Annotated in this window: 24 protein-coding genes and 2 pseudogenes; 6 read left to right on the forward strand and 20 right to left on the reverse strand. The window is 60.1% G+C overall.

Annotated elements, in window-relative coordinates:
• Window positions 1–54: 54 nt before the first annotated feature.
• Both LT974_RS15735 and LT974_RS15740 read right to left on the reverse strand, forming a co-directional pair.
• On the reverse strand, window positions 55–273 hold the full coding sequence (locus LT974_RS15735) for a hypothetical protein (RefSeq protein WP_232590733.1): 219 nt from the start codon (window positions 271–273) through the stop codon (window positions 55–57).
• Window positions 270–875, reverse strand: coding sequence for a site-specific integrase (locus LT974_RS15740; RefSeq protein ID WP_232590335.1), 606 nt, complete (start codon window positions 873–875; stop codon window positions 270–272). The genes LT974_RS15735 and LT974_RS15740 overlap by 4 nt, the downstream gene beginning before the upstream one ends.
• Before the next feature lie 256 nt (window positions 876–1,131).
• Between LT974_RS15740 and LT974_RS15745 the strand changes: the two are divergent.
• Window positions 1,132–2,280, forward strand: a pseudogene (locus LT974_RS15745) (phage integrase SAM-like domain-containing protein); the annotation flags it as partial.
• Between the two features lie 673 nt (window positions 2,281–2,953).
• Here the strand turns inward: LT974_RS15745 and LT974_RS15750 are convergent.
• The 4 genes from LT974_RS15750 to LT974_RS15765 all read right to left on the reverse strand — a co-directional run bounded on the left by LT974_RS15750 (window position 2,954) and on the right by LT974_RS15765 (window position 4,892).
• Window positions 2,954–3,688, reverse strand: a complete 735-nt coding sequence (locus tag LT974_RS15750; protein WP_232590337.1) for a plastocyanin/azurin family copper-binding protein — start codon at window positions 3,686–3,688, stop codon at window positions 2,954–2,956.
• Window positions 3,689–3,731: 43 nt separating this feature from the next.
• Window positions 3,732–4,016: a thioredoxin family protein gene (locus LT974_RS15755; protein ID WP_232590339.1), complete on the reverse strand. Its 285-nt coding sequence runs from the start codon at window positions 4,014–4,016 to the stop codon at window positions 3,732–3,734.
• Window positions 4,017–4,139: 123 nt separating this feature from the next.
• On the reverse strand, window positions 4,140–4,493 hold the full coding sequence (locus LT974_RS15760) for an SHOCT domain-containing protein (RefSeq protein WP_232590341.1): 354 nt from the start codon (window positions 4,491–4,493) through the stop codon (window positions 4,140–4,142).
• 3 nt (window positions 4,494–4,496) lie between these two features.
• Window positions 4,497–4,892: a DUF302 domain-containing protein gene (locus tag LT974_RS15765; protein ID WP_232590343.1), complete on the reverse strand. Its 396-nt coding sequence runs from the start codon at window positions 4,890–4,892 to the stop codon at window positions 4,497–4,499.
• A 234-nt stretch (window positions 4,893–5,126) separates the two neighbouring features.
• Here LT974_RS15765 and LT974_RS15770 point away from each other — a divergent pair.
• Window positions 5,127–5,293: pseudogene (locus LT974_RS15770) on the forward strand (zinc ribbon domain-containing protein); the annotation flags it as partial.
• 47 nt (window positions 5,294–5,340) lie between these two features.
• Here LT974_RS15770 and LT974_RS15775 read toward each other — a convergent pair.
• The 6 genes from LT974_RS15775 to LT974_RS15800 all read right to left on the reverse strand — a co-directional run bounded on the left by LT974_RS15775 (window position 5,341) and on the right by LT974_RS15800 (window position 9,206).
• Window positions 5,341–6,366 carry an NAD(P)/FAD-dependent oxidoreductase gene (locus tag LT974_RS15775; RefSeq protein WP_232590571.1) on the reverse strand — a complete coding sequence of 342 codons (1,026 nt, stop codon included), beginning with the start codon at window positions 6,364–6,366 and terminating at the stop codon, window positions 5,341–5,343.
• Window positions 6,367–6,726: a thioredoxin gene (gene trxA, locus LT974_RS15780; RefSeq protein ID WP_232590572.1), complete on the reverse strand. Its 360-nt coding sequence runs from the start codon at window positions 6,724–6,726 to the stop codon at window positions 6,367–6,369.
• Between the two features lie 218 nt (window positions 6,727–6,944).
• Window positions 6,945–8,063: an aminotransferase class V-fold PLP-dependent enzyme gene (locus LT974_RS15785; protein WP_232590573.1), complete on the reverse strand. Its 1,119-nt coding sequence runs from the start codon at window positions 8,061–8,063 to the stop codon at window positions 6,945–6,947.
• A 15-nt stretch (window positions 8,064–8,078) separates the two neighbouring features.
• Window positions 8,079–8,417: a thioredoxin family protein gene (locus LT974_RS15790; protein WP_232590574.1), complete on the reverse strand. Its 339-nt coding sequence runs from the start codon at window positions 8,415–8,417 to the stop codon at window positions 8,079–8,081.
• 145 nt (window positions 8,418–8,562) lie between these two features.
• Entirely contained in the window at window positions 8,563–8,850 is a 288-nt protein-coding gene (locus tag LT974_RS15795; RefSeq protein ID WP_330990156.1) for a DUF7521 family protein, read from the reverse strand.
• Window positions 8,847–9,206, reverse strand: coding sequence for a winged helix-turn-helix domain-containing protein (locus LT974_RS15800; RefSeq protein WP_058984935.1), 360 nt, complete (start codon window positions 9,204–9,206; stop codon window positions 8,847–8,849). Before LT974_RS15800 ends, LT974_RS15795 begins: the two co-directional genes overlap by 4 nt.
• Before the next feature lie 165 nt (window positions 9,207–9,371).
• Here LT974_RS15800 and LT974_RS15805 point away from each other — a divergent pair, with 165 nt between their 5' ends.
• Entirely contained in the window at window positions 9,372–9,815 is a 444-nt protein-coding gene (locus tag LT974_RS15805; protein ID WP_232590715.1) for a hypothetical protein, read from the forward strand.
• Window positions 9,816–10,120: 305 nt separating this feature from the next.
• Here the strand turns inward: LT974_RS15805 and LT974_RS15810 are convergent, their stop codons facing one another.
• The 5 genes from LT974_RS15810 to LT974_RS15830 form a co-directional block, all read right to left on the reverse strand.
• Entirely contained in the window at window positions 10,121–11,053 is a 933-nt protein-coding gene (locus LT974_RS15810; RefSeq protein WP_232590575.1) for a cytochrome c biogenesis CcdA family protein, read from the reverse strand.
• A 3-nt stretch (window positions 11,054–11,056) separates the two neighbouring features.
• Window positions 11,057–11,605 (reverse strand): hypothetical protein, encoded by a 549-nt coding sequence (locus LT974_RS15815; protein ID WP_232590576.1) that lies wholly within the window; start codon window positions 11,603–11,605, stop codon window positions 11,057–11,059.
• Window positions 11,602–12,345 carry a DsbA family protein gene (locus tag LT974_RS15820; RefSeq protein WP_232590578.1) on the reverse strand — a complete coding sequence of 248 codons (744 nt, stop codon included), beginning with the start codon at window positions 12,343–12,345 and terminating at the stop codon, window positions 11,602–11,604. Before LT974_RS15820 ends, LT974_RS15815 begins: the two co-directional genes overlap by 4 nt.
• 186 nt (window positions 12,346–12,531) lie before the next feature.
• Entirely contained in the window at window positions 12,532–13,782 is a 1,251-nt protein-coding gene (locus LT974_RS15825; protein ID WP_232590580.1) for a M20 family metallopeptidase, read from the reverse strand.
• A gap of 461 nt (window positions 13,783–14,243) precedes the next feature.
• Window positions 14,244–14,546, reverse strand: coding sequence for a hypothetical protein (locus LT974_RS15830; protein ID WP_408611739.1), 303 nt, complete (start codon window positions 14,544–14,546; stop codon window positions 14,244–14,246).
• A gap of 60 nt (window positions 14,547–14,606) precedes the next feature.
• On the opposite strand from LT974_RS15830, the gene LT974_RS15835 reads away from it, so the two are divergent.
• Window positions 14,607–15,773: an ISH3 family transposase gene (locus LT974_RS15835; protein WP_136361172.1), complete on the forward strand. Its 1,167-nt coding sequence runs from the start codon at window positions 14,607–14,609 to the stop codon at window positions 15,771–15,773.
• 523 nt (window positions 15,774–16,296) lie between these two features.
• On the opposite strand, the gene LT974_RS15840 is transcribed toward LT974_RS15835, so the two are convergent.
• The 3 genes from LT974_RS15840 to LT974_RS15850 all read right to left on the reverse strand — a co-directional run bounded on the left by LT974_RS15840 (window position 16,297) and on the right by LT974_RS15850 (window position 17,634).
• A complete protein-coding gene (locus tag LT974_RS15840) occupies window positions 16,297–16,710 on the reverse strand; it encodes a hypothetical protein (protein ID WP_232590582.1) in 414 nt (137 codons plus the stop codon).
• 7 nt (window positions 16,711–16,717) lie between these two features.
• Entirely contained in the window at window positions 16,718–17,131 is a 414-nt protein-coding gene (gene trxA, locus LT974_RS15845; protein ID WP_232590584.1) for a thioredoxin, read from the reverse strand.
• 83 nt (window positions 17,132–17,214) lie between these two features.
• The gene (locus tag LT974_RS15850) at window positions 17,215–17,634 is read right to left on the reverse strand and encodes a helix-turn-helix domain-containing protein (protein WP_232590585.1); all 420 of its coding nucleotides are present in this window, start codon (window positions 17,632–17,634) and stop codon (window positions 17,215–17,217) included.
• A gap of 160 nt (window positions 17,635–17,794) precedes the next feature.
• Here LT974_RS15850 and LT974_RS15855 point away from each other — a divergent pair, with 160 nt between their 5' ends.
• The gene (locus LT974_RS15855) at window positions 17,795–18,235 is read left to right on the forward strand and encodes a DUF302 domain-containing protein (RefSeq protein WP_232590586.1); all 441 of its coding nucleotides are present in this window, start codon (window positions 17,795–17,797) and stop codon (window positions 18,233–18,235) included.
• A gap of 1 nt (window position 18,236) precedes the next feature.
• Entirely contained in the window at window positions 18,237–18,797 is a 561-nt protein-coding gene (locus tag LT974_RS15860; protein ID WP_232590587.1) for a class I SAM-dependent methyltransferase, read from the forward strand.
• Window positions 18,798–18,848 lie beyond the last annotated feature (51 nt).

An 18,848-nucleotide genomic window follows, 5' to 3' on the forward strand; every position in this document is an offset into this window, starting at 1 on the left:
CGCCGACAGCGACAGCTCTCCGTCGATCCGTCCGTAATCATCTCATCGAGACCATCAGTACAACCGCTTCGAGACAGAACTTAGGCCGCAGAAACAGCTAGCTGTGGATGCTTTGTGAGGTACTGAATCTTGGCCCGCTTCGCCGTCGCCGCCCGGTCCCAGCGAAATCGTCTGTGCGAGGTCGTCCGGAACGTAGTGCCACTCGTTATCCCTGAACCGCGGGTAGTTCCCCGCCGGTCGCGGGTTCTCGGGATCGACGTCGTCCTCGGTCACGCGAGCCCCGCCTCCTCGAAGGCGTCGTTGACGACCTCGGCCGTCGGGGCATTGAGATATGGTTCGATGGCCTGGAAGGAGTCCCAGCCACCGACAGCCATCACAACCCGGGGATTCATCTGTCGGTCGACGAGAAGGCGCTGAGCGAAGCGGCGGCGGAGATCGTGAGAACTCACGTACTGGTAGTCGTCGTCCCCGGTTTCGGCGGCCGCACGCTCGGCCGTGCGCTTCACGACGTCGCGGACGCCGCGCTCGGTGAGATCGATCAATAAATCGTCTGGCGCTATATCTTCGGCATTCTGATAGCGGTGAACGTCGCCCTCGACGTCCGCGGGGAGGTAGGCGTCACGGGGCTTCCCGCCGTTCCCGGTCGTGTCCTTGCCCTCCGGAACCCGGAGTCGATAGTGATCGCCGTCCGGTGTGCGTTTCACGTGCTCGGGGCGGATCTGTGGAATTTCGAAGGCTCGGAGGCCGACGTAGCCACCGAGTTGGATGATGAGATCGTCGCGATGGTTCGCAGCGGCCCGCCGCAGCTCCTCGAGTTCGGCGTCGGTCATCCAGACCTTGTATTCGTCCTGCTTTGCGGTCGCTTCCAGTCGCATAGGAGCTTCTATAACAAGCTTACACTAAATATCTGTCGAGCATCAGAAACGGTGGTGTGTCATCCCCCGATTAGGCCGCTAGAGCGGAGAATAGCGGTATTCCAGTGACGACTTCTATGATAACCCGGAAGTCACTGAACGCCGTGAGGCATCAAATGACGAAAAGAAATGCCGCTATTACGGCCCGACAAGCGATCGTCTCGACTCATACTACGAGATTGACCTACCAACTCGTTCTCGGACAAGATGACCTAGAGGCGGGAACTATCGACGAAACGCTGCACGCGAACTCGAGCGGTTCGTCGAGTGGGCCGCTGGCGAGCGCTGCGACGAGGACTGGACCGGGATCGTTCCCGAGGACGTCGACCGCGACCCGGCCTTCGAAGACCTCGACAAACGCGTCTTCCGTGAGTACGCCCGCCATCTCGCCGGCGACCTCGGGCTCAAACAGAACACGATCCAGACCTACTACGCCTACGTCTCGGCGTGGTGTGGCTGGTGCGTCAACGAGGGCTATCTCGAAGCGCACTACGCGCAGCGGGCGAGTGCGATGGCGCCGCTGCCGGAGGACGACGGCCGCAAGCCCGGCGACCAGCAGGCCTGGACGTCCGAACAGCGCCACGCCCTCACCCGCCACGTCGACGAACGGGCCCGCGATGCCGTCGAGGCGTACACGACACTCCCGGAGGATACTGACCCCCTCGACAAGCAGCGAGGGCGCTACGCGGCGCTGAAGGCGGCTCGTGACCGGGCTTTGGTGTTCGTCCTCGCGTACACCGCCGTCCGCGTCGGTGAACTTCTCCGGGACCCGAACGATCCGCGTCGACGTGGCGTCCGCTGGGAGGACCTCTCGCTTGACGAGGGGAGTATGGACGTCTACCGGAAGAAACAGCAGTGGGACGCCGCCAGTCTCCCCGACCCGGTGATCTCGCCGCTACGGAGCTACCACCAGCTGATGAACCCGCCGACAGAGCGCTGGCCGGTGTTTCCGACGTTCGACCAACGGACGCTCGCGGGACTCGTCCCGGACGAGCTCGCCGACCGAGGGGAACGCCCAGAAGCAATTACTGAGCGGCGTGAGGAGTACGCTCGCGACCTGCTGCTGGCGCCTGATGAGGACATTCGGCCGCCGTCGATCACGACGGACGGCGCACGGTCGATTCTCCAGCGGCTTTCAGAGACCGCAGAGATTGACATCGACCATCCGAAACACGATTATCTTGCGCCGCACGGTGGTCGACGCGGGATGGGTGAGGTCCTCGTTCGAGCATTCGGGTACACGGTCGCAGCCCGGTATCTTGATAATTCGGAGGAGATGGTCCGTGAGCGGTACTCTCATATTGAGGCCGGCGAACTTGGTGATGTGGCGACAGAAGCACTCGACGAAATCGAACCACGGCCCTAGGGCAGAATAACTGAAGTCATCCCCCAGTCCTTGCTCGTCGCATTCCCTCGTAGAGGGCTGGGAGGCCGAGGGGGAGGGCCAGCATGCCGAACCCGATTAGCGCATACTTGGTTCCGCGTATACGCTGCAGTATCAGAACCGTGACGACGGCGCCGAGAAGCACAATCAGGAACGCTGCGTTACTCCAAATAACGTCGTAGGTCGAACATTACAGCCAGCAAACGAACGTGTAGGCCGGGGCGTTCCAGGTCGGTGGATGGAGTTTCGGCCAGAAGAACCGGCAGTACGTGGTCCAGCCCAGCATCGCGACGGTCGGCAACCCGACGAGCCCCACCGCTGCCCCACGATTTCCGTCGCCGTATCGCCGGTATCCAGCGAGGAAGAGTGCGGGAAAGCAGAAAATCCACAGCCAGATCCCGATAGTGTAGGTTACTGGCCAGTGTCCGATACGGGGTTGCGTGACTGGTGCTCGAAGTGAAGCGGGCAAGGTTGCCCAGGGGAACGAGGGATCGGGGACAGGGTTCGTGAATAACGCGACGAGACAGAGGATTGTTCCGGCGAAAAGGCGTAAATGCCGGCCTTAGTGTACCGAATCAACCACGGAGGAAAGGGATCAGTCCGCTGGTGAGTCACCGACATCGTCGGATACCGTCAAATTAGTTAGCGTCCTACTTCATCGATCCGACGTGAGCTGGTCGTGCCGGCGTTCGAATTCTTCCTCGTCGATTTCGCCCTGTGCGTACCGACGCTGGAGGGTATCCATCGCGGAATCCTGACTCTCGGGAGATTCATCACTTCTACCCAGTGCCCAGTAGAGGAGTCCACCAATCAGTCCCAGCATTCCGAGTGCCCCGCCGATGAAGGGGACGCCGCCGCGACCGCCCCTCGATCCGCCCATCATGCCGCCGCCGGGACCCATCATGCCGCCATCGGTACTTCCGCTGCCCTCGACATCTGAGCCGACGGCGACGGCGCCGTTCTGGACTATCGTCTCGCTGTCGGGGACCTCGCCGTCCGGGATCGGGCTGTCTTCAGCTGGACCGCCAGGGCTACCGACGACGATACGACCGACCATGCCGACCGTCTTGTGCGGGATACAGTAATAGTCGTACGTGCCGGGCGCCTCGAACGTGTACTCGAAGGCTCCCGACGAGATGGTTCCACTGTCGAATGCGCTGCCGTCGGCCGGAATCCGGTTCTCGTAGGCGGTCGCCGAGTGTGCTCCGGCCGCTATCTCGAAGCGGACGGTCGTGCCGGGTTCGACGTGGAGTCCGATCGGGTCGAAGTAGTTGTTGCCCATCTTCACGACGGGCGTCTCCTGTGCGGCGACTGGCTGGGTGAATCCCGCACTCGCGACTGTGCCGGCACCGAGCGCTCCTAGGAACTGGCGTCTACTGTAGTCTGTCATTGTAGCTGGTTGGCTTCTGTTATCCACGGATGATGCTGGCGAGTCAGTTCGCGAGTCCGGGCGATTGCTGGCCGGCGCTCTCGATGGCTGCCTCCAGTTCGTCCTGGTCGGCGATGCCGATGAATTCGGCAGTTCTCTCCCCGTTCGCATACACAAGCGTCGTGGGCGTCTTTCGGACACCGTACTCCTCGGCCGTCTCCAGATCGGCCTGGATGTCGACCTCTCGGAACTCGACATCCGGATACGCGTCTTCGATGCCCTCGTTTTTCTCTCGCTGCGTTGCGCACGCTCCACAGGTCTCCTGCGTGAACAGGATAACTTCCGTCATAGTATCTAGTATGGTCTTGTTCCTTTAGCGCATTTCTATTCACATCCGAAAGCTGTGACCCTCACAGCTTTCGGATTCCAAGGAGGTGGACGTGAGTAACGCCGGAGGTTGGTGGTTGGACCGTCACTCCGAGCGTTGGAGCTTGTTCCGACGCGCCTCGAACTCTTCCTCGGTGAGATCTCCGCGGGCGTATGCCATACGCAGCTCCTCCATCGCGGGATCCCGAGACGACTGCGATGCCGTCACCCGACGGAAGACGAGATATCCTCCACCGAGCAGGAGGAGGAGGAAGACCAGCTGGACGAGCATCCCGACGAGTGGCCACCAGCCGCTGGTCGTCCCGTATCCACCCATCATTCCACCGTATCCCATCATCCCGCCGAATCCCATCCCCATCGTGAGCAAGGGGAGGACGATGATCGCCCCGAGGATGAGAAGGACGATGGTTGTGGTGTCGAGTTGGTTTGATGATGCCATGGCTCAGATTTCAGTCGATGATTCGAGTTCGTCCGCGACATTGGCGAGAACGCGTTCGAACCGGTCGTGGACCTCGTTCGCGATCGAGTCGAGCGCCTCGTTGTCGGCGATGCCGACGAGCTGTTGTGGGTCGACGGCACTCACCATGATCTCGCCGTCGTCGGTTTCGTAGACGATGACGTTACACGGGAGGAGTGCGCCGAGTTCGGTTTCTTCGGTCAGCCCTTCGTATGCCAGCGGGGGATTGCATGAAGTCACCGGCATCGGGATAATTGACCCGGTCACGGCGGCACTTATCGCCGGCGTTGTCCTGTGGTCGGCTGGGAAAGTCCTCCGTGGCAGCGGGGCTATCTTCTTCCTGAAAACACCGTTCGAACCTGAGGGCGTCCGAACCGACATGGAGGCCGTTGATGGCGTTGACCAGGTTGAGGACTGGCATGCGTGGCAGATTTGCAGTCAAATCACTATCGCCACCGCTCATGTCGAAACATCCGTTGAGACGATGACGGAGGCTGAAACCGTGACACAGCAGATCACGGCGTCGATCACGCGACGGTTGAACTCTGTCCTGCGTACGATGATCGGCATACCCATCTCAACTCCCATGCTCACGAAGTATGAGAACCTTCTGATGAATACAATTGCAAGCGCGAAGGCACGCACTTCGTGGAGATTCAACCAGGTGGCACGACCAAAGAATGCACTCAGTGTGGCGTCGCAACCGGGAAACCGCTCGGGTGCGTGAACACTCCTGTCTCGCCTGTGGTTTCGAGGCAGACAGAGACGCAAATGCGGCGTGGAAACAGGAAGCATTTATTCAAGGAGGCGGCGAGTAGATAGGGATAGTTCACGCGGTCGCGGTAGTCGTCAACTCCGCTGCACTGCGTAGCGTCTCGAGAAACTCCTCGGCGTCGAGCGCGGCCATGCTTCCAGTTCCGGCGGACGTGATCGCCTGGCGGTACCGGGGATCAGCGACGTCACCGGCAGCGAACACGCCATCAACGCTCGTCCGGGCCGTCGGTCGGCCGACATCGTCTGCCTGCGTGAAGATGTAGCCGCTTTCGTCTCGTTCGACGGCAGTCTCATCCAGGAACCGCGTGTTCGGCGTGTGGCCCACCGCGTAGAACACGCCGCCAACATCGACGGTCTCCCGCTCGACGTCGACCCCGGACTCGGCCTTCTCCGTGGGGTAGCCATCGGGGTGGGAGACGAGCGTGGCACCGGTGACGCCCTTCTCCTGGGAGCCGTGGATGGCTTCGAGTTCCGTGTTCCACCGGAACTGGACGTCGTCGTGGTCGCGAGCACGGTCGGCCATGATCTCGGACGCACGCAGTTCCTCGCGGCGGTGGACGACCGTCACGGAATCGGCGAACTTCGCGAGGAACAACGCCTCCTCCATGGCGCTGTCGCCGCCACCAATGACGAGGACGTCGTCGCCGCGGTGGAACGCGCCGTCACAGGTCGCACACGTCGAAAGCCCGGCCCCCATCAGTTCGTCTTCGTTCTCGGCGCCGACCCAGCGCGCGCTCGCACCGGTCGCGACGATCAGGGCGCGCGTGTGAATCGTGTCGCCGGTCGACAGCGATAGCTCCAGCGGCTGGCCGTCGAGGGCCGCGTCCTCGATGCGACCGTGTTCGAACTGAGCGCCGAACTGCTCAGCCTGCTCTTTGCCACGCTGGACGAGTTCCATGCCACCGACACCCTCAGGAAATCCGAGGTAGTTCTCGACGTCGGTCGTCAGCGTGAGCTGGCCGCCCGGCTCGTCGCCCTCGAGGACGAGGGGGTCGAGGTCGGCGCGGGCCGCGTAGACCGCTGCCGAGAGGCCGGCGATTCCCGAGCCGGCGATGACGAGGTCGTGTACGTCCGTGCTCATCTAGTTCGTGTAGGAGTCGACGAGCGTTCGGAGCTGGTCTTCGCCCTGGAGGCCGACGATCTCCTCGACCTGCTCGCCGTCGGCGAACAGGACGAGCGTCGGGACGCCGCGGACGCCGTAGGCGCCTGCGAGTTGCTGGTTCGCGTCGACGTCGACCTTCGCGACCGTCGCGGCGGTCTCGGCGGCGATAGTCTCGACGGTCGGCTCGAGCATCTGGCAGGGGCCACACCAGTCGGCGTAGAAGTCCGTCAGGACGACATCGTGTTCGCTGACCACGGCATCGAGGTCGTCGGCGCTATCGACGTGAATCGGTTCGTTCGCAGGAGCGCTGCCTGCGTCGGTTGCAGTATCGGTTGCCATCACCTGTCCCTACGGACTGCCGACCATTAAGTCTTGCTCTATTTCCACAATACCCCACACAATTCAAAGAGCAGTCTGGGGCCATGAAGCAAGCAAGGCATAGAAACCGGCGTAACACCCACGTAAGCGCTAGAACCCGTCCTGCCGGGGCTCACACTCGCCCCTACAATTGTAGAGATAGTGAACGTGTGGGGCGGACAACCCATCGCACTTCGACGTCAGGTCCACTCCGGTTCGAGGGCGTCCAGCAGCCGCTCAACCTCAGTGTGAGTGTTGACCGCGTGGACCGACGCGCGGACGGCGTCTGGCGTCGGTAAGGCACGAACGACGATTCCCTCTGACGCGAGTCTATCGACCGTCGCTTCAGGATCAGCCACGTCGATCGTCACGAGTCCCGACTCGGGGTCCATCGGGCTGAGAAGCCGGTCGTGAGGGACGCCAACGGCCAGCTGACCGGCCAATTCCTGGATTCGGGCAGCGATACGGTTGACTCCAACTTCGTCGATCGCCTCGATAGCTTCCGCCAGGGCAACGTGTGGCGCCGGGTTCGCCGAGCCGACCTCGAATCGGCGGGCGCCAGCTGCGAACTCGTAGGGATCTGCAGTCGGCGTCTCGACGCTTCGGTACCCAACTGTGGTGGGGAGGAGGGAGTCAGCAGCTGTCCGGTCGACGTAGAGGAAGCCGCCGCCCCACAGCCCCAGCAGCCACTTGTGACCGGCCGCCGCGACGGCGTCCGCACCCCACTCGCCGACATCGAGGGGAAGCTGTCCCGGCACCTGTACAGCGTCGACGAGCGCGAACGCGCCAGCCTCGTGAGCGATATCAACGAGATCGTTGACGGGCAACTGGGTGCCGTGCGTCCACGTTACCGCGCTGAAACAGGCCAGGCGCGCGTCCTCGACGGCCTCGGCGAAGGCGTCGAGATCGATACGGCCGTCCGATGTCTCGACGACGCGAACCTCGACGCCCTCCTGTTCTAGGCGTTGCCATGGGAGCGTCCCAGCCGGGTGTTCGAGGTCGGTTCGAACGACGGTGTCGCCGGGCTCCCAGTCGATGGCGGTCGCGACAGCGTTGATGCCCGCGGTCGTGCTCTCCGTGAGCGCGATCTCGTCGTCGTCCGCACCGACGAAGGTGGCGACGCGCTCCCGCACGCGGTCGTAGGCGTCGAACGCCACCTCGTAGGGATCGTTTTGCGTGCTCGTTTCGTACTCGTGTGACCGGACGAACTCGTCAGCAGCCTCGACGACGTACCGTGGGCTCGGCCCGTGGGCGCCGAAGTTCAGGTAGACGTCCTCGTGCAGGGCGGGCGTGTCGGCGCGAAGTTCTCTGGGGTTCATCTCGTTGTCGGTGAGTTAGTCGTGATATCGGGCGATCAGGTCGCGGAGGGTCTGTTCGTTCTGGCCGCCACGAAGCTGTTTCACCGGTTGTCCGTCGGCGAACAGGACGAACGTGGGCGTGCTCTGGGCACCGAACTCGATCGCCGTTTCGAGGTTCGACTCGATGTCGATCGTTAGGATCGTCGCCTCAGTGTCTTCGGCGAGCGCTTCGAGGACCGGCTTCATTCGTTTGCAGGTGCCACACCACTCCGTGTAGAACTCCACGAGCGCGACGCTACTGTCTTCGACGACCGTTTCGAGGTCGTCGTCACCAAGCGAAACCACGCGGTCCGTCTCCGCTGTCTGCGTTGCCATTAACAGACTCTATGCATTAGATCGTTAATAGTCTTGGGCATACTATACAATATAGGCCGGGCATGTCTTTCGTCTCAGAGCTATTGAATGAGAGTAAAGCGATGCGAGGGCCATCCGTGGATGCCACGAGCACACAATTGTCGGGTTAGATAGCCTCGTTATTCGAATCAGACATCACCGAACGTAATATCAGCACCATCCCAAATGAGACGAGTACTGCCTGTATGAGGGCCGCTGAGAACAGCGACGTTCCCAACACACTGTAGACGAGGCCTTCACAGATAGCTCCGATTCCTATGAATACGAAGCCGACAGAAACGTAGAGCATCGGATGGCTCTCACTCCGCTTGTATGCGTAGAAGGCGAGGTACGCGACCAGAAGGCTGAGAAACAGCGTAATCAGCTTGACGACGACGATTGACGGGCTGATCATGTGCTCTCCCGGAAGTTCTCCCAAAGCGAAGCGAAATTATCGGCGAGTTCATCACGTGTTTCGACGGAGAGTTCGAACTCACCGTCGGCGATTGAAACGTGGAACGCCTCGACCGTCGTCTCGAACAGCTGTTTGTGCTCTCCACCGGAGCCGATCGTCGAATGGACGGCAATAAGATCATGGCTCCGTAATGTGGAGATGCGACGGTAAATGGTCGCCAGCGACGCGTCACAGACCTCGCTAAGATCCTTTGCCGTTCGTGGCTCCTCCTCAGCTGCAAGTAGAATCGTGCGTGAGTAGTCGTCCGCAAAGACTTCGAGGAGGGACGCGGACGGATTGCCCTCACGACTCTCCATATCTCTGCATTGTGAGGAGGGCGTAAAGATTCGGTGGTTTCCCCGATTCTGGTTCGTAGGCTGAGATTTCCCCGTTCAGAGAGTCGTATTGTGGTACGAGGCTTTTTGCGAATAGTGCAAACAGACAGCGTCCTTTACAGCCCAGCAACCCGAGCGATAGTACTGATGAGACGGTTTCAGAGACGGCATCTCAAAGCGGCAGTCATCAGCGTCGGGTCGTTTGTGCTGTTCGGGGTCGTCACTGGATTGATTCCCAATCCGGTCTACGTTCGGATGGTTCCCCGAACGCTGTTGGATTATCTCTTTCTCGCTCTCACTGCTGGATTCCTGGGCTTCTACGTGTTACAGCGAACAACGGAGCAGCGTGACGACGAAAAGACTGCAACTGCGGGTGCTGTTCTCGGATTTCTAGCGTTTGGATGCCCGATCTGCAACGCGTTTTTGCTTGCCCTGTTTAGCAGTTCCGCGCTAATGACGTACTTCGACCCGCTCCGGCCGCTTCTGGGAGTCGTGAGTGTTGCGCTCTTCGCCGGGCTTCTGTACGTTCGCTCACAACGTCCGTGTGAGTCCTGTGAGGTAGAACCGAAGCAGACGACCACACATCAGTAGACCAGTCAAATGCCAGACACTCAAACAGAAACAACCGACGAGACGGGTTCACGGCGCCGCTGGTCACTGCTCGGACTCGGTGGCGCACTGAGTCTCTGTTGTCTCTTTGCCGCTCCGGCCGCGACAGGCGCTGCCGGAGCTACCGCTGCTGGTGGTGCAACGGCGGCCCTCGGAGGCGGACTCATCCGAATACTAGTGGCGGCACTAACAGTTGGGGTTCTCGGCTTTGTATACCGATTTCGGTCAGACTCCAAATCCTGCGAAACGTGAGTCCTCTAGACGAGAATGAGTCACTACTGTCCGGTCTATCCGAACATCGCTCCGCCAGGGAGATACCCGAACGACCGGAGCGAATACCACGTCACGTAGACGCCGATCACGACGAAGGCCAGACTGCCAGCGTAGCGAGCGGACTGTCCGTATTTGCCAAGCGAGAGTGAACTCCCCGTAACGCGTGCGACAACACTGACACCGAGAATCAGCGTTCCCATGCCCGCTCCGAATGAGCCAAACACGGCAAGTCCCTCGACCAGCCCTTCCGTTGTGAACGATGTGAGAATCATCCCCAGAAAGATCGGCAAATTACACGCTAAACTACCAACTCCGTACACGATACCGAACACAAAGAAGGCTGGTATCGTGGCTGAATCTCGCTCAGGGAGGCGAATCGACTGGAGCGGAGAGAGGTTGTAGAAGTACATGATACCGATACCGATCAAGAGCGGCCCGACGAGGAGCTCCATCGACACGAGATACGGTTCGATCCACTGACCGAGGAGAAGCACGGCACCGCCAATAAGCAGATAGACGGTGACTACGCCGGCCGTAACGAACCCGCCGACGCGAAGCCCATCGATCACTGCGCGTCGGCCGAGTCCCAGTAGCATGAGAAGAGTGCCGACGACGACAACGGCGACTGGGGGATAGTAACTCCCTGTTCCGAGTTTCGCGAGTGGAACGATCAACTCATAGCCGGGGAGCAAAACCCGAATACCGGCAACCGACATGTAGAAGAGCGGAATCGCCCCGACGAGAAACACAAGAATGCCATTAACCAGGAATGCTATCCGGACAGGACCAGACGCATCCGATTGGTCTGCTCGCACTGCATCTTCGCCTTGTGTATAAAAGTACGAGAGGTACGCAGGGAGGAGTCCAACACTACACGGAGCAAAGAACATCAAGACACCCGCAGCGTACGCCGCCACTAGTAGTGATGATGAAGCAAACAGTGCCATCGGTCACTCCCCCTCCGTAGCTGAGTCGATCGTACAGTAGCGTGGGTCGCCAGCACGAGCGAGGTACCCAATCAGAAGCGTGAGGCCACCAACACGGAGCAGGTTCCCGTGAAACGGCATCGCTGCTAACGCACCAGCGAACCCGATGAGGCCGAGAACACCTGCGCCACAGCTCGCACAGCCGGATGCGAGCAGACCGGGAATCGCACTCGACAACCCTCTGGACCCTGAGAGTCCGACCTGAGCTACTCGACCAGCTACGTTCGTGACCGCGACGCCAGTTAAGATTGCATACCCAACAATCAGCCCGAGGCCGATGGCTCCAATTGTCGCGTACGTGTTCGCAGTGAGCGCCACGAGTGCAGTATCGAGATACCCGAGGTTGGCACCGAGCATCTGCATCGAGTACTCCGGGAACGAACTCAAAATTAGAAGGACGTAGGTTGCGACGGAGACCCCGACGAACAAGAGCCCCCGCGTTGCAGATGTCAGCGGGTAGGCCAGCGCTGCTAGAAGCTGTTCGGTGTGATGTTCGAGTCGCAGTGTTGTCATGCGTTCTGCACCCGTGAGATTGCTTCGTCGAATCGGTCGTATGGCTGTGCCCCGACGAGTTTGCCAGCGGTATCTACATCGCGATTGTAGAGAAGGAACGCAGGCGTCCCACGGATCCCGAACTGTGCCGCCCGGCTCATATCCTTGTTAATCGACGCCTCAATCTCGCTTCGGTGGGTCTGCATACACGAATCGACAGCACTTGCATCGACACCGTCGACGCCTTGAGTGATCTCCAGGAGATTTGCTTTCGACGCCCATCCCGAGTTCTTTGAGCCCTGCTTGTCAAAGAGCGTCGAATGCCACCGCCAATACGCCTCGGGGGTGTCCTCTCTCACCTGCCGCCAGACACAGCGATCCATCACCGCCGCGGTCATCGACGTTTTGCCCATGTAGGGAAACTCGATGAAGACGACCCGAACGGTGCCCGATTGGACGTGATTCCGGATTATCTTCGGAAGCGTATTCTGCTCGAAGCGGCGGCAGAAGGGGCACTGGTAGTCACTCCAGTAGTACATATCGGTAGGGGCGTCTAATGGCCCCATTATCGGATGGCCCTGCAGGTCAATTTCAAACCCAGTCGTGTTGGAACTGGTGTGGAACGGGGCCGCAGTCGGAACTTTCGAATCCTGGCTTCCGTCTAGTTTCGAAGCTCCGTAGACGATGCTACCACCAGCGAGGACCGTTCCGATACCACCAAGAACCGCACGCCGTCGTGTGATCGGAGACGGAATATCCATACCCGAATTGCGCCCTCGCCATATATGGCTGGAATGGCGATTTGCAGGGTCTGCAAAAATGCGCCCAGTGCGGATAGTGGGCAGCACGCTACAAGGGATTGCAATTAGAAGAAGTCCACTCGGTTTTGAAGAACACCAGTTGGAGTCTCCCCTTTGAAGTAGTCAGTATAATGTATCTATGGGCGGCTACTGATCTATCTGGAACTGCCACACTTTCGGAAGCTGTGCGTAGACGACCGCGTTGTCGACGAGCACGTCGACAGGGACGTACTCGTCGGGCGCGTGGACGGTGTCGGTTCCGAGCGCGAACTCAACGGTCGACACCCCCGCGTTTCGGAGGGTCTTGGCGTCCCCGCCGCCCGTGGCACTCCGCCGGAAGACACGCTCGCCCGTGACGTCCGCCGCCGTCGACGCGACAGCTTCGACGAGCGGACTGCCGGGAGGCTCGGCGGTCCCGACGCTCCACGAGACGTCGGCTATCGTGATACCCTCGCAGTCGGCAACACACTCCCGAATCCCCGCGAGCACGTCGGGCGTGTGGACACCCGCTGTCAGTCGCACGTCGATCTCGGCGCGAGCGGACTGTGGGACGGTGTTTATCGCGTCCCCGCCCTCGAGGATGCCGAGATTGATCGAGGGATACTGAAACAGATCTCGAGCGACGTCTTCGCCCATCGACGGGCTGTAGTATTCGATGGACTCTTCGACGATCGGCTCCACGTCAGGGTCAATATCGAGGCGCTGGGTGCCGAACCGTTCGCGCACGGTCTCCACGGCATTATAGAGTCGGTCAATTGCGTTGACGCCGAGTACTGGCCGGGAGCCATGGGCCCCCTCACCGCTGGCGTCGAGCGTCAGCCAGATGCTGCCCCGGTCCGCGATTGTGACGGAGTGGCGGCCTTCCTCACAGGTCGGCTCGCCAATCACGCACGCTTCCGCATCGAGCTCACCAGCGTCCAGTAACGCTGGCAAGCCGGCGTCACCACCTACTTCCTCGTCGCTCACGAACGCGAATTGGAGGTCGACAGGTGGCTCAGTGTCGGTGGCTGCGAAGGCCTGTATTACGAATAGCATCGATGCCACAGCCCCCTTCATATCGGTCGCACCGCGACCGTAGACGCGCTCGTCGGTGCGCTCACCGAGCGGATCGTGGGACCAGGCATCGGCGTTGAAGGGCACCGTATCGAGGTGGCCATTATATAGCAGTGTGTGGTCAGACTCACCCGGTAGTCGAACGAGCAGATTCGGCTTTGCTGGATCGACTGCAAAACGCTCTACTTCGACCGGAAGCGGGTCGAGGAATTGTTCGATTCTGGTGACGATTTCGCTGGTGTCGCCGGGCGGGTTCGACGTCTCAACCGCGAGAAGGTCGAGGGCGAGCGCGACCAGTTCCTCTCGGTGGGCTCGCACGTATTCGGTAGGAGTGTCATTACTCATTCAGGAGTGGGTTTGCTGTCGAGCGGTCCCGCCACCGAGAGCGGCGAGAGCCAGTGATGGCCAAGCGTCAGTGCAGAAGCCTGGTTTCCGTCCCGTATCCCGGCCGTTACCAAGTTCGCCACAAACGACGTCATGTTCGTATCGCGCAGCTTTGGTCGGGATCACCAGAAGAGTAAAGCCAATACAAGGCGCCAATCACGCCAGCTGTTAGCGCAGTCACGACGATTCTGATGAGCCCACCACCGAGTGCAGCCGCCGTTCCCCCGGCAGCCGCGGCGCCGGCCGCCGGCGCCGCGAAGAGACAGCAGAGACTCAACGCGCCGCCAACACCGAGTAGTCGCCACGGCGGTGTCGATGCATCCTCCGTACTCGCCTCCGCGTCCGAACCAGTCATCGATTGGTCCCTCGTTTGCCTGATGGACCCAAGTGCGTTTGGGTTGTCGCGGCCGTCGCTCGCACTGTCAGCACACCTTGCAACGCCGGCGCTGGTAGACCAAGAGTGCGGTGAAGAACGCGACGCTCACGACACCGAGGATTGGGCGGAGCGGGTCGAAGTACGTCATGAGCGCCGACGAGCTGAACAGCGCGAGCAACACGGCGTTGCAGATCGGACAGCCGAACGCCAGAAAGCCGCCGACGATTCCACCGGCGGCGAATCGATCGCCAATTGGCTCCTCGGCTAGCGAGCGCTGGTAGACGAACGCCCCGGCGAACGCCGCAGTCGCGACGAGGAACAGGTAGTCTGCTGGGGTCCGAGAGACCATCCGGACGTAGACTCAGTACATCACAAAGCCGCTTAGTTAGAACGTCTGCTTGCTGAAGGTGTGTCTACGACCCAGCAAGCAGACAGTGAGATTCACGAGGACCAGCTTCTTAACTTTCTCGTCAACACCCTTGAGGAGGAAGTTCCGCTTTCCTTAGCCAATAACGCTGAAATCACTACTGAGGGCATCTATGAGGTCCTCGTCGGCGCTTGCGCCGACGGGACCTCTGTCTCTACGCTCTGTGCGTCGAGTCAGAACGGCCCCGCTGCCAACACGATCCTCTACCATCTCCGGACGAAGTTCGAGCCCAAACGGCTCGAACGAGTCGCTAACACGCTTCTTCGACGAGATATCGTCGAACTGCTTCCTGAGCAGGTGGAGGTCTGCGCAGACCTCCACCTGCGGCCCTACTACGGTGATGAAGACGACACGGAGAACCTCTATCACTCGGAAGCCAAGCGTGGAACCACCGCATTCCACGCCTACGCCACACTCTACGCGCGTGTGAAGAACAAACGATATACGCTGGCGGTGCGCCGTCTCGAAGACGGCGACACCGCCAGCAGTGTCCTCGCTGAGTTTCTTGGTGTACTCGACGGCCTTGACGCCGATGTCAAGGCCGTCTACCTTGATCGCGGATTCTACGACAGCAAGTGTCTCACGCTGTTGCAGGCGCACAACTACGCCTACGTGGTCCCGATCATTCAGTGGGGGAAGACGATTCAGCAGGAACTTGCGGAAGGGTGGAGTCGCGTCATTCAACACGATCTGACGGGGAAACTCGACGGTCACAGCTGGACCGTCGAGTTTCCCGTCTACATCGACTGTACGTACCTGAACGGACGGTACGACGACCACGGTGTGGCGCGTCACGGCTACGCCGCTGACGCGCCGTTTATCGAGACACCACGCCAGGCTCGATACCATTACTCGAAACGCTTCGGTATCGAGTCAAGCTATCGCTTGTCCGAGCAAGCGATAGCGACGACAACGACGCGAAACGCGACGGTGAGACTTCTGTACGTTGTGGTGAGTCTGCTCTTGCAGAATGCGTGGCGGTATCTGCACTACGAATACGTGGCGACGCCGCGCCGAGGCGGGCGTCGCCTCTGGTGGTGGCCGTACAAGGAGTTCGTGAATATGGTTCGGCGGGCTGCGTGGACGGCCCTCGCGGTGCGTCGGGCCGTCCCCGCGAATCGGCCACCTGACGACCGGTTCCACCGGTAGTCACCGACCGAGCAAGCTCCCTTCAGGAGTGGCAACGCTGTCGCGTCGGCGGCTGACTGCCGCCGACAGCGACAGCTCCCTCTTCGATCAGCGTTGCTCGACCGTTACTGACGACTCATCACAACAGAACAGATGGCTCAGGTCAGGCTAACTGGCGATGCTTTGTGAGGTACTGAGACTGGGTTCGGCAGCAGTCCCGTCACCGCACCGAACAGGATGAAGACTGCGGCGCTCACACCGGCGCTCCGGACCAGCCGAGGGTTTGGCAGTGACGTCATGAGTTCGTATCCCGGTGATTCGAATACGTTCGCGGGGCCGCTAGCTGTTTGTCGAAGGTACGATGCAGAGGTATCTCGATGGGACAGAACAATATAGAGTTAAAGCTTGGTTTTCCGTCTCCGGGATATCGACCTCGCCCGCTAATATTGTGTTTCCAACCCACTATTATACGATATTCCTCTGGCGTTTGAAAGTGATTATGGTCCAATCGGGCACTATATTAGAATAGTGGCTTTCGTCGGACCTACACCGCGTTTTCGGCTGTCTCAATTATCGAATACGGATTGTGTGTGCCATCATTCCGTACCACGACGACGAGTCCCGCCGTCTCTTCGACTGGTACGGTGATGGTACCCAGCGTATCGTACACACGAACGGTTGCATGCAGTGACTCTCCGTGGTACTCCTCGTAGACTGGAGTGCCGATCGCCTCGAGCTGAATGTGCTCTAGAATCGCCTGGATATCCGACGAAGCGTACTGTGCGGACGCCGCCTCGTCTCGGTACAGGACATCGTACCCGCCATCCTCGTAGGATGCCAGGCCGACCAGCGTCTCACCGAGATCAGCCTTCAGTGTCGACTTGAGGGAGCTAGCGATGTCCCCCAGTGAGCGGTCCCCCGAGAGCCGATCGTCCGCGCCAGTAGACTCATCGGTCATTATTGTTTCACGCGTGCGCTTCGATCACGGAGCGAAGCTGCGCTTCGTCTTGCATCCCGACGAGTCGTTCCGCCGGCTGGCCGTCAGCGAACAGGACGAGGGTCGGAACCCCTCTGACCCCGTACTCTGCGGCGAGTTGCTGATTCGCGTCGATGTCGATCTTCGCTACGGTCGCATCGGTCTCGGCCGCGATCGTTTCGACGACTGGTTCGAGCATCTGGCACGGACCACACCAATCGGCATAGAAGTCGGCTAGCACGAGATTGTACTCGGCGACAGTTTCGGACAGCTCGGCGCCGCTGTCGATATGGATCGGTTCGGACGGGCTCTTCAGGGTGGACGCCTCAGCACCGCCCGTTTCAGCCTTGTTTCGAAGCTCCGCCAGTTTCTGTCGACGGATCTCCTCGATATCTTCAGCCATTAGGTGTCCGTTTGAACCGCGCCGCCTTATTTGTTTTGCATAACTCGCACAATACTGCCTCGGTGGGGTTTGAACGATAGGGGTCAGAGACAGGACTCAATCGACTGCTTCTCTCGGCCCTCCGGGTCTCGGCAGTACCGGTCTTCGAACTCCTGAATAAGCTGTCCGATGGCCGCATACCAATCGTTGAGCAATCGCTGCATGTCATGGGCAACTTCCTCTGGTGCCCGCGAACGATACACGTAGTAGTACCCTCCGTGCTCGTAGTTTACTTGCTCCTGAACTACCACGCCGGCCTCAAGGAGCCGAGAAATCGAACGGTACGCAGTCGAACGCTCACAATCCATTCGATCTGCGACGTCGTCGACCGTGAGATCCCCCTCTGCCTGTTGTAGCAGCTGAAATACCATCTGATCCCGCTCGTTGAGCCCGTGGACGCAGCCCAAGAGGTCGAGGCACCCCAGGTCGCGCTCGAGGTCCTCACGCACTGATGTGGCCACCATGTCCGAAAATAAGGTAGCAGAGACGATTAAAGTTGTTCCCGAACACTACAATACTCGGTTGGCAGAATAGGTGCTAAAGTGAGTCTTTTCCCAGGTTTCTCCGCTTTCGCGAGAGGATACCCGAAGAGACTTTGTCCTGAAGACCCAAGACAATACACGAATGATGCTCCCAATCGACCCGGACCAGATCGGCTCTGCAGATATCGGTGAAGAACGGGCGACCCTTGAAATGAGCCACGAGGAGGCCGTTGAGCACGTCCGCGAGGTGTTTACGGACGCCGGCTTCGGCATTCCCGTCGAGTTCTCACCCTCCGAGATGCTTAACGAGAAAGTGGACGCGGACCGCGACCCCTACTACGTGCTCGGCGCGTGCAATCCCGAGGTCGCCGACCGCGCGCTCGATGCGACCGACAACCGGCTCGGCGCCCTGATGCCGTGCAACGTCGTCGTTTGGGAAGCAGAACCCGGGAAGCAGGTCGTCTACCACGTCTCCATCATGCGCATCGCCCGCCTCATCGGGATGGCGCCCGACAACGAGGAGATGGCAGACATCGTCGCCGATACCGGCGAACTCGTCGACGAGGCGTTCGCGAACCTCTAACATGGGTCATCACACGTTCGACGCCGACCGCGCCGACAAGCTCGAAGATGCACAACAGCGATACCGGTTCCTCTCCGCGGAGGAGTTGCTCTGGGCGCTCTCACCGGATGGGGACGAAACAGTGGCAGACCTGGGTAGCGGGACCGGGTTCTACACCGACGACGTGGCACCAACTGTCGACCACGTGTACGCCGTCGACATCCAGGAGGCGATGCACGACTACTACCGGAAGAAAGGCGTCCCCGAGAACGTCGACCTCGTGACGAGTGGCGTCGACGACCTCCCACTCGATACTGGCAGTCTCGACGCTGCATTCTCGACGATGACCTACCACGAGTTCGCAAGCGAGCAGGCGTTGAGCGAAATCAGTCGCGTGCTCACGTCACAGGGGACGTTTGTTATCGTCGACTGGGCAGCTTCCGGAAGTGGGAACCACGGCCCACCCGTTGCCGAACGATTTTCGGCCGTCGAGGTTGCAAATGTGCTCCGCCAGCACGGATTCAATATAGAGTTTCAGGCCGAACGGCCGGAAACGTTTCTGCTGATAGGACATACTAAATAAACCGTCTGGTGCGTTTTGCAGTAATTTTTCGTAGAATCTGACAAGAACGTG

The organism is Halobacterium noricense (genome assembly GCF_021233435.1).
In the GTDB taxonomy this organism is placed as follows: Archaea; Halobacteriota; Halobacteria; order Halobacteriales; family Halobacteriaceae; genus Halobacterium; species Halobacterium noricense.